The organism is Lonsdalea britannica, assembly GCF_002111595.1.
Lineage (GTDB): Bacteria > Pseudomonadota > Gammaproteobacteria > Enterobacterales > Enterobacteriaceae > Lonsdalea > Lonsdalea britannica.
Map to the genome: position 1 here is coordinate 1 of NZ_LUTN01000034.1, position 9,646 is coordinate 9,646.

At 37.3% G+C, this 9,646-nt stretch carries 10 protein-coding genes and 1 pseudogene; 9 read left to right on the forward strand and 2 right to left on the reverse strand.

What is annotated here, in order from left to right; all coding sequences use genetic code 11:
- Nucleotides 1-958: hypothetical protein (locus tag AU509_RS18210; protein WP_176223493.1), on the forward strand; the 958-nt coding region annotated here is incomplete at its 5' end.
- Nucleotides 959-1,730: 772 nt separating this feature from the next.
- On the opposite strand, the pseudogene AU509_RS18055 reads toward AU509_RS18210, so the two are convergent.
- Nucleotides 1,731-1,847, reverse strand: a pseudogene (locus AU509_RS18055) (Arm DNA-binding domain-containing protein); the annotation flags it as partial.
- A 571-nt stretch (nucleotides 1,848-2,418) separates the two neighbouring features.
- Between AU509_RS18055 and AU509_RS17430 the strand changes: the two are divergent.
- The 6 genes from AU509_RS17430 to AU509_RS18060 all read left to right on the forward strand — a co-directional run bounded on the left by AU509_RS17430 (nucleotide 2,419) and on the right by AU509_RS18060 (nucleotide 8,039).
- Entirely contained in the window at nucleotides 2,419-2,835 is a 417-nt protein-coding gene (locus AU509_RS17430) for a hypothetical protein (RefSeq protein ID WP_094118903.1), read from the forward strand.
- A 604-nt stretch (nucleotides 2,836-3,439) separates the two neighbouring features.
- A complete protein-coding gene (locus AU509_RS17435; RefSeq protein WP_094118904.1) occupies nucleotides 3,440-3,757 on the forward strand; it encodes a HigA family addiction module antitoxin in 318 nt (105 codons plus the stop codon).
- Nucleotides 3,750-4,658, forward strand: a complete 909-nt coding sequence (locus AU509_RS17440) for a DNA-methyltransferase (protein ID WP_162896330.1) — start codon at nucleotides 3,750-3,752, stop codon at nucleotides 4,656-4,658. Before AU509_RS17435 ends, AU509_RS17440 begins: the two co-directional genes overlap by 8 nt.
- A 2-nt stretch (nucleotides 4,659-4,660) precedes the next feature.
- Complete coding sequence (locus tag AU509_RS17445) at nucleotides 4,661-6,532, forward strand: AAA family ATPase (protein WP_094118906.1); 1,872 nt, start codon at nucleotides 4,661-4,663, stop codon at nucleotides 6,530-6,532.
- Nucleotides 6,529-7,143 carry an HNH endonuclease family protein gene (locus AU509_RS17450; protein ID WP_094118907.1) on the forward strand — a complete coding sequence of 205 codons (615 nt, stop codon included), beginning with the start codon at nucleotides 6,529-6,531 and terminating at the stop codon, nucleotides 7,141-7,143. Before AU509_RS17445 ends, AU509_RS17450 begins: the two co-directional genes overlap by 4 nt.
- Before the next feature lie 23 nt (nucleotides 7,144-7,166).
- On the forward strand, nucleotides 7,167-8,039 hold the full coding sequence (locus AU509_RS18060; RefSeq protein ID WP_139824076.1) for a hypothetical protein: 873 nt from the start codon (nucleotides 7,167-7,169) through the stop codon (nucleotides 8,037-8,039).
- On the opposite strand, the gene AU509_RS17455 is transcribed toward AU509_RS18060, so the two are convergent.
- Entirely contained in the window at nucleotides 8,025-8,348 is a 324-nt protein-coding gene (locus AU509_RS17455) for a hypothetical protein (RefSeq protein ID WP_094118908.1), read from the reverse strand. The two genes, AU509_RS18060 and AU509_RS17455, sit on opposite strands and share 15 nt — an antisense overlap.
- Before the next feature lie 321 nt (nucleotides 8,349-8,669).
- Here AU509_RS17455 and AU509_RS17460 point away from each other — a divergent pair, with 321 nt between their 5' ends.
- Together AU509_RS17460 and AU509_RS17465 are read left to right on the forward strand one after the other, a co-directional pair.
- Nucleotides 8,670-9,050 carry a hypothetical protein gene (locus AU509_RS17460; protein ID WP_409359776.1) on the forward strand — a complete coding sequence of 127 codons (381 nt, stop codon included), beginning with the start codon at nucleotides 8,670-8,672 and terminating at the stop codon, nucleotides 9,048-9,050.
- The coding region (locus AU509_RS17465) for a relaxase/mobilization nuclease domain-containing protein (protein WP_176223494.1) at nucleotides 9,019-9,646 on the forward strand (628 nt) is incomplete at its 3' end. The genes AU509_RS17460 and AU509_RS17465, both read left to right, overlap by 32 nt.

Sequence of the window (9,646 nt, forward strand, 5' to 3'; positions counted from 1 at the left end):
AAAATATCTGTCTCGCTTTTTTAACGGTCCCGGTTTTCTGCTGTTACCGGTCATACTCTCTATCCTGCTTATCGCTGCGGGTAAAGTTTGTCATCTGATCTTTGGCGATGCTTTTTTCAATATGCTCTTAACACCAGTTGGGATTATTGCGCTGATTGTTGTGCCCGCTCTGCTATTTTATGGCATTTCGGCACTGCTGAATGTCACTAAGGATGATGACCTGGGTAAGCCTGAATCTCCACAGGGAAAGGTCGCCCCCAGCAGAGTTGCTACCCGCAGTCCAACAATAGAGATTACTACCCTTACGACAAAACGTACGCCGTTGTGGAAAATCGTGCTGAATAGTCTGACACTTATCGCGCTAATACTGATTCCTTTTTTCGGCGTATTAGCCATTATGGCGTTTATCGGTATCGTGATTTTCCGCGTTGCGCAACCATCAGCGCAGAGCCGTTTTATGCGTTTTCAGGAAACGTTACCCAGCAGTAACGTGCGTTCAATGACGACCGGCATGGTTCAATTGGAAGGCAAACTAGTGGCAAAACTGCAGATGTTGGCACCGCTGAGCAAAGAGCGCTGTATTGGTTACTACCACTGCGTTAGTGAAGAAAAGCGCGACCGTGAGGGGAGAACGTATTACCGAATAATTCATGAGGAGCAGTGTTGCCATCCATTTCTGCTGCGTGACAGTACAGGTAGTGTGCTGGTTGATGGTATCGACCTGGACTTCCATCTGTTATCGGCGAATACACAGCAACGTAGTGGGCGCGAAATTGAGCGAGAATATATTATTAGACAAGGCTCTAAATACCTGCTGATTGGTAATGCGGTACGTCGTGATGATGAATGGGTGATCACACGCGACAAACTGCATCGTGTATTTGGCATTGCGCCTGTTGGCAATATCCAGCGCCGCAAAAAGTTAGATGTTGTGTTTAGCCGCGCTCGTTATTTTTAGCCGGCACCGCTCTGGCGATAGCGCTGATACTCGCGGTTCCTATTGAAGTAAAACAACATCAGGTTGTTATACACTTCGAGCAGTTGTTTCCGTTCTCTTTTTCCTTTCCCTCACTGTAAACGAGTATGAAATGAGTTATCGCGTTGTTTTCCGCTGCCTTTAATCGTGGCATCAATGCGCTTCCTGCCTGATGTTGTCGAAGATGATGTGTGGTCATTTCCATCCGCTATTACAATTATCTCTGAAGAGACATGTCATGCTGACCTTACCTATTAGTTTCTATTTCTGATGCAAGAGCCGGGCTACGCACTGTTAATCACTATCCTAAGCCCGTTGGCAACAATTACTATTGTTGGACCTTTCTTACACTCCCCGACATTTAAGTGCTGAGTGGGGTATTGGTAGGAACTGCCGCAATCGTGTTTTTTCCAGGATTCGCGCTGTCTATTATTCTGTTTTTCATCGGGGTCAGTGGAGTAAAAATTTTGTTCTGCTGGCTGGCGCTACTTTTAGGCGTTCTGAGTTTTGTGCTGCTTAATCACCGCCAGCTCAGTGTCGTGGTCAGCGAATATAACCGTAAGTCTGGCCCTGACATAGGTTGACACTTTTTCGATATTAAAATGCCCGATTCGGTGCATCAAGCGTTTGGTATTTTAGGGAGAGATGAAATCGCTCACGGTTATAGATTCGCACTGACTCATCAACCATCTCAGTAGATTACTGGTAGCCTTATGACACAGATAATATTTCAATCTTGTCAGGTATTTAGGGTGCGCCAGTATTTTGAGCCATTGGGATGAACTAGCAAAAACATGCCGTCGCCATCAACCAGCGAATACGCTTTTTCTTCGGGTTTAGCAGAACGTACCTTGGTATCTGTCAGGGCCATGATGGTTATCCTTCCATAATCCTGCTGTGAATACACAAGCAATATCGAACCAGCACATATACTCGGTTCTATACTCACAAGCAGATTGATGTGGGTGGACTCAGATTGACTTCCGTTGACAGAAAATTCGGGTGAAGGCTTGTGTGGCGCGGATTTCAGACATAAAAAAAGACCTCAGTTGAGGTCTATTTACATACTGTTGGTGCGAAGGCCGAACTCGAACATCGCAACTATCCTTATGATCTTAATGGATTAAAGTAATAGAAATTAGGGACGATACCATCATTGATACCATCAATCCCGATTGGTGATTATCGAACATATAGTATGAAAGGTGGAATTAACCTTGATTGAGGGTAAAAAATTTACTCAAAAAAGGCAATGCTAAACTAACGAGCATGAAAATCACAAACTGTGTAAAACTTATAATAATTGTTATAAATCAACGAAGTAAATCATTATTTTTAGTGAATAAAATTCAAAATTCTGATGAGGAAATAGCAATATTATTCGAATAAATGATAAAATACCTAAGCGTTGAGACCACCGTTTCATAATGAGATGATTAAATATGGATGCGTTATTTAAAATATTCGATAAATTTAGTTCCAGACCAATCTTCTTTATTTTTTGCGGATTAACATTATGTGATTTCTTCCAAGATAAATCTGCATTACAAAATCCCACTGCAGAAAATATTACAACTTTACTGGCAGCAATGCTAATAGTAGTTTTCATAACTTGGGGATTTGAATGGCTAATCTTTAGGTTCAATGTAAATCTTGAACCACATGATCAAGGTGACATTGGACCAACAATCGGAACGGCTGCATTAGCTGTATACTTAGTTTATGTTTTCCATTTTCTCAGTGAAAATCCTGAAGCATTAAATTTAAAATTATTAACGAGTTCTGGTTTTATATACAGCACAACTTTATTGTTATTTTCGCTTGAATCGATGAAGCTAAGAAGGCTAAAGCAAAAATAAAAAACCTATCAGACGGATAGCAGTATCAAAACATCACACAAAAGATTATGAATTTTAGATAGTTCAAAGCATAGAAGACATTCGAAATGTCTTCTATGCTTATTTTTTTTAAAGCTTAACTACACAGGGTGCAGGATACATACTTTTGCTTCTTAACTGCACAGAGTGCAGGATACATGCTTTTACTTCTTAACTGCACAGAGTGCAGGATACATGCTTTTACTTCTTAACTGCACAGAGTGCAGGATACATACTTTTATTTCTTAACTGCACAGAGTGCAGGATACTTTCGTTACAAATTATCACTCGATGATATTAATTATATTTAAACATACATACTTAGTGATAACTAATGTTTAATATAATAATTTAAATATGTCAAATATTTCTATATTTTTTATTATGCTTGGCAATTACGATAAACATCACTGACCTTGACTTGTGATGAAATTAAAAACGGTAATAATTGCCGATAGGATTAATTCAAAGAATGATTATTGCGAGGATATTTAATATTAAATTTGAAAAATAAAACACCAAAGGTTACGCTTGACGTAACAGTGATAATGTAATATATTAATGTAAAATTTCACAGGCAACCAAAATGAAAATTGAGCATCCTGGAAAATCGTTATTATTTAAGCTTGAACAATGTGGTTTAAGTGCTTCTGAGTTAGCCAGAAAGATAGGTGTCCCCAAGAATAGAATAACTACAATTATTAATGGAAAAAGATCAATTACGGGTGATACAGCATTACGATTAGCTCACTTTTTCCAGTCACCACCAGAATATTGGTTAAAATTGCAATTATATTTTGATTTAAATGAGGCCAAAGTTAAATCAGAAGAAGAAATCCAGATCTTGCCAAAGTTTCACATGGCTGAATCAAACCGAATGTCAAAAGATACCAATAATGATTAATAATTCAGAGTTAGATTACCAAAACCCCGAATGTGCTACAGCAGAAAATGCTAAAGAGGTTAAAACACATTGGGAAGGATTTACTTCAGCGGGGGCGAAATGGGATATATTCAACGGAGATTCAGCGCGAGTAATCAAAGAGCTATCTAAAGATAGTATTGATTGTGCAATCACCTCTCCTCCTTATTTTTGGCTTAGAGACTACGGTGTCGATGGTCAAATTGGACTGGAAGATTCAGTGCAAGAATATGTAAATGCCATCGCTGATGTTATGGATAGCGTGAAAGAAGCCCTTCATCCAGAGGGGACTTTATTCATGAACATTGGCGATACATACTATTCAGGAAAAGGCCAGTCGCAAGGTAAAGATAGAAAAAGTAACAAACGACGATTTGGTCTTAGAGCTGTAGATAAAAGCGGTGGAATGGGGATAGGATTACAAAGAAAATCTATGATTGGAATACCTTGGAGGGTAGCAATTGAAATGGCAAGCCGTGGCTGGGTCATTCGTAGTTCAATCATTTGGCACCGAGAAAAGTGTCTTCCTGAATCTGTAAAAGATAGACCGAGCCGAAGCTATGAATATGTGTTTATGTTTGTTAAAAGTAGAAAATACTATTTTAACAAGCAAGAGCTTGTTGAACAAAAAGTCGAAGAGGACATGTGGACAATACCTGCAAGACCTAAGAGTGGAAGTGGTCTTGATACGGCACCATATCCAGATGCTTTGGTCGAAAGATGCTTAAAAATAGGTTGTAAGCCTGCAGGCATCGTGCTGGACCCGTTTTTAGGCAGTGGGACAACTTGCCGTGTAGCAGCACAAATGGGATATTCATCGATTGGTATAGATCTTAATCATGAATTTTGCGAATATTCTGCATTAAACATGGAGAACATTTGATTATGTTTTTTAGTCAAAATGCAGTTTTGAATGCAATCATGGACCTTAAAAAGGTCCATCCTTTTTTCGGTATAACTTTTCTTGTCTGTAAAAAGCAGAAACTCCCTGTAGGTAAAAGTATACAATTCGCTTTAGACGCGAAGAATAAAGACTTTCTTGAGCAAGTTCATAAAATTGATCCTGATTCAGAATATTTTTATCAACCTTTCACATATCGAACATCTCATGAATGGCTCAATAACAATTATGCTTCATCTGGGCTTCAGGCTATAAACACACAAACATTTTCTGATGCTTTTATTCATCCCAAAGGGACTCAGCAATGGGCATGGACTGATGACTACTTATCAGTATTAAAAAATCATCCGTCTATAAAGAAAAATAAAATCCCACTATTGTCATTATGTATTTGGATATACAAATTTAACGATTTCGCTCCAGGCACCTCTTATGAAAAGATAATTTCCACTTTTATCAAAGAGTTCAATGTTTTACAAGAGGAACAGGATACATTATTTTCAAACCCAAATGGTAATTCGGATAATCTATTTGATCATGAATGCCTCTCGTGGGAAAAGATTAAAGGAAAGCTATCACTACCACCCGATTCAAAACCAGAAAATGGCGGAACTTTATCACTTTTGTCAATTGAAAATATTGGACCAGCTAAAAAGCTTTCTATTGAACCAAAGACGCGACTTAATATTATCACCGGTGATAATGGACTTGGAAAATCTTTCATTTTGGAGTCTGCTTGGTGGGCATTAACTAATACATGGACAGAACGTGTAGCTTATCCTGATCCAAGATTAAGAGGTAAAAAAATAAACTTAACTTACTCAATTAAAGGCAATGGCGAATTCAAGTCCGATAATTGTGTAAACTTTGACTGGGATAGTTTTAGTTGGCCAACTCAAACTGACAGACCAACAATTCCTGGACTTATTGTCTATGCAAAAGTAGATGGCTCTTTTGCTGTATGGGACCCGGCCAGGAAATACTCATCCCAATCAGCTTTTAATGAAAAAGAAAAATTTGTTTTTAAAAATAAAGAAGTATGGGACGGACAAGATGGCATAGGAGTTCTTGAAGGATTAATCAGAGATTGGATAACGTGGAAAAATGACAATAAAAGTCAGCATTTTAAACATTTTGAAAAAGTTTTAGAAAAACTATCACCTCCGGACTTAGGTATTTTGAAACCAGGAGAACCAGTTAGAATTCCTGATGATCCACGAGTTATTCCCACCTTAATTCATCCCTACGGAGAGATCCCTATAACCAGCGCGTCAGCAGGTGTTAGGAGAATAGTTGCTTTAGCATATATGATCGTTTGGGCATGGAATGAGCATCTTGTTATCTCGGAGATGATGAATATACCATCTCAAAATAATATGGTAGTTCTTGTTGATGAATTGGAGGCTCATTTGCATCCTAAATGGCAAAGAGCCTTTTTACCATCGCTAATTGCTCTTGATAAGGTATTTTCAAACGAGTTGAAGATTCAATTTATGATTGCTACTCACTCACCATTAGTGATGGCATCTTCAGAAGAAGTATTTAACGACGAAACAGATAGCCTTTTTCATTTACAACTTGACGAGCAGGGAATTGTAACATTAGAAGAATTAGATTTCATAAAATATGGAGATATTTCCTCATGGTTAATGTCACCAATTTTTGAACTTCGTCAAGCTCGTTCTCAGGAAGGTGAATCGGCAATAGAGGATGCGAAAAAATTGCAAGAATCTACGTCTCCAAGTATTGAGTCAATAGAAGAAGTCACCTTAAGATTACGTAAGTATCTTTCTGCATCTGATAGATTTTGGCCAAGATGGATGATGTTTGCTGAAAAGAAAGGAATCGACATATGATACCTCTGCAATTAATACCTGAACCAGATGATTTTGATAAAAACGTAAGGGAAAAAGGTGCTGCTTTTCTTAAAGGCACACCTAATCCTTCATCTAAGGACTTCTCAGGCAAGGACTTTTGGAAAAAAGCAGCCCATAGTTTACATTCATCTTATAAAGCAATTTGTGCATATAGCTGTATTTCATTGCCAACTGCACCAGGCGCAGTAGATCATTTTTTACCTAAAAGTAAATACCCTAAGCTCGCTTATGAATGGAGTAACTACAGACTATGCTTAGATAAAATTAATCAGTATAAGGGTAGTGCAGACAATATCTGCGATCCCTTTACCATTCAGCCGGGATGGTTTGTTTTAGATTTTCCGAGCTGTCTCGTTAAAGCCGGTGAGAACCTTGCCCCAGAAACTAAAGAAAAAATTGAAAATACAATCAAAGTCCTAAAACTTAATGCGGACGAAGGATTGGTAGATAATAGATTAGGTATAATTATGGATTTAATAGATGGACATGTAGATATGCATTTTGTTGAAAAACGGTATCCCTTTATTGCCTTAGAAATAAGAAGACATGATATCGAAGCGGATATAAAAAATATTTTTAAAAAACTTTAACTATATATTATAGCGAGAATAAGATGAATGTATTCAGCCTTATAAAAAACAAAGGATATGCCTATCCATTAACACAAGCCAAGTATGATAAGGAGACAAATAAAGACTATCCATATTTGCAGGATATTAATAACAAGACACAGGCATTTGCCTTATGTCCCGCTTGTCATAATCCAGTAATATTAGTAAACAGGATAGTCTCGCAGACGAAAAGCAATACCCTTTATGCGAAACATTGCAAATACAGCGTTACTGACTTAGCTGACTATGATCAATCATCGTATGATGATTGTTCTTTAGCGAATCCTTCCAATTTTGATGAAAAAATCAAACGTCCATTAAATCATGCCACAAACAATATAATAAAAGACGCAATAAGAAACCATTTTGATTTGTTAATTAATCATCTGGAAACAGCAATAGGTATAACTTTTAATGAACAATTATTGAAGAAAACCCTTGAAGATTTTAACTCATGTGAAGGTTACTTGTATCACTCAATCCATCTATACAATCTTCCTATTGCTTTTTTATATGTTATAAAATCCCAAGATTTATCATCGTGTAAAATTGGCAGTGATGTATATGACAAAATAAAAACTGAATCACAATTATTTAACTTCGGAAATAATTCAAGATTTAATAAAAAGAGCTTTTATATCTCTCAAAAAAACAATTCTATTAAAGCAAAAATCTCATTCTACTTATACAATCATTCATTATCTTCAGAATACACAGAAGAATCAGTCACCTTATGCATTGTTGAAAAAAATATGGCTGATGGTTATGAAAAAACATTATTTGAGAAAGTAATTAATTTTGATGGAACCTTTTATGTTAATACTTTGAATAAACGCAATAAATACAACTCCCTTGCAAAATCAATCATTGTCTGAACTTAATCCGAAATGTATGAACTTACTCATCGGCTGGCTAAATACCAGCCTTATTCTCTCAATTGTAACAGGAGGAATGTCATCGGAGTTAAGATGTAAACTTGAATTTGGTAAACTTGAAACAACTTGAGGATTCATTGATAAAGAGGTTATAATTTCACAAAATGCTTCCTCATTAATACCCTCTTCCATCATACCCAACTCGACCAACCGATCATACTCAAACAAAGCTTTTAATATCGCATTATCCCAAAAATCAAACTCTTCGCAATAAACGCCATTATTATTAACTGATGATTTAAATTTCATATAATCTCCTGTTTTTGTTTTTCTTTTATTTATTTATATAGTGTTACTATCTTTAGTCAATAGGTTAAAGCAAGAGCTAACTTATAGAAGCGGTTGCACCGTTTCTATAAGGCCCTTGCTTTTATTGCTTTCTTTCAGTCATGCAAAAAAAGAAAACCAAATCATTTAAGCTAGCAGATTGACAAATTAATAATCCATTATATAACTTATATAAAGGCATAAGGATTATGCCTACCAATCAGTAACTTATGAAATGGAGTTTATATGAATGAAATAAAAAATATATCAGAAATAGATCTGTCGCGATCTTCATGCAGGGGAATGTTTAACACCAACAAAATGCCTATCGAAGCGTTAAGAAGCTATTGCGTTAGTGTAAGACTTAATATTGAAGAACTGCAAATACTGGAAGTAAAAAGAGGCTCTTATAAAAAAGGTGAATGGCTTCGCATGGCATCACTTCAAAAAATACCGCCTATTATACCTGCTATTAATTTAAATTCCTGGAAAGCTCTATCGGAAATATCACAAAAGCTAAATCGTATTGCGACTCATATTGATGGTAAGAGCAAAGAAAGCCAGCTTACCCATACTGAATTGTTCGCTGTTAAGCGACAATTGGAAGAGCTTCGCTGCAACTTATTAAGAGCAGATTTCTGGAGTTTCCCTCGTGAAGGGTATGCAGAAGATCAAGAGAGGTAAGAACTTCTCTGGTGTGGTCCAGTATGCATTGAAGCCAGGAGCACATCATAAAAGTGATCCAATCCTCATTGGCGGAAACATGTTAAGTGATTCAGCCCTCGAACTGATCGCTGAATATGATGGCACCAAACAGCTTCGGCCAGATGTCCAGAAACCGGTATGGCACAACTCACTTCGCTTACCCGATAGTGAATCATTATCGAATGACCAATGGGTAAACATAGCTGACGACTACATGAAGAAGATGGGGTTCAGTAATACTCATCTTCGCTGCTATGTGCTTCATGACGATCCGGCTGGTCAGCACATACACATTATCGCAAGTCGCATAAACCTCAATAGAGGGAAGCTCTACTTGGGTAGGAACGAAAACCTCATCAGCACCCGGATTATTAGTGAACTTGAGATTACTCATGGCCTTACTATTACCAAAGCCGCATCTTCAACCAAACCGGCACAACCGAAGCGGAAGAGAGTGTCCCGTAATGAGAAAATGCTATCTGAACGGACTGGGGAGCCCTCACCAAAAGAAGCTCTTCAACAGATCATTGATAAAAGTATGGCTGATACGCCTGAACTTCTAACTTTTATCAAGT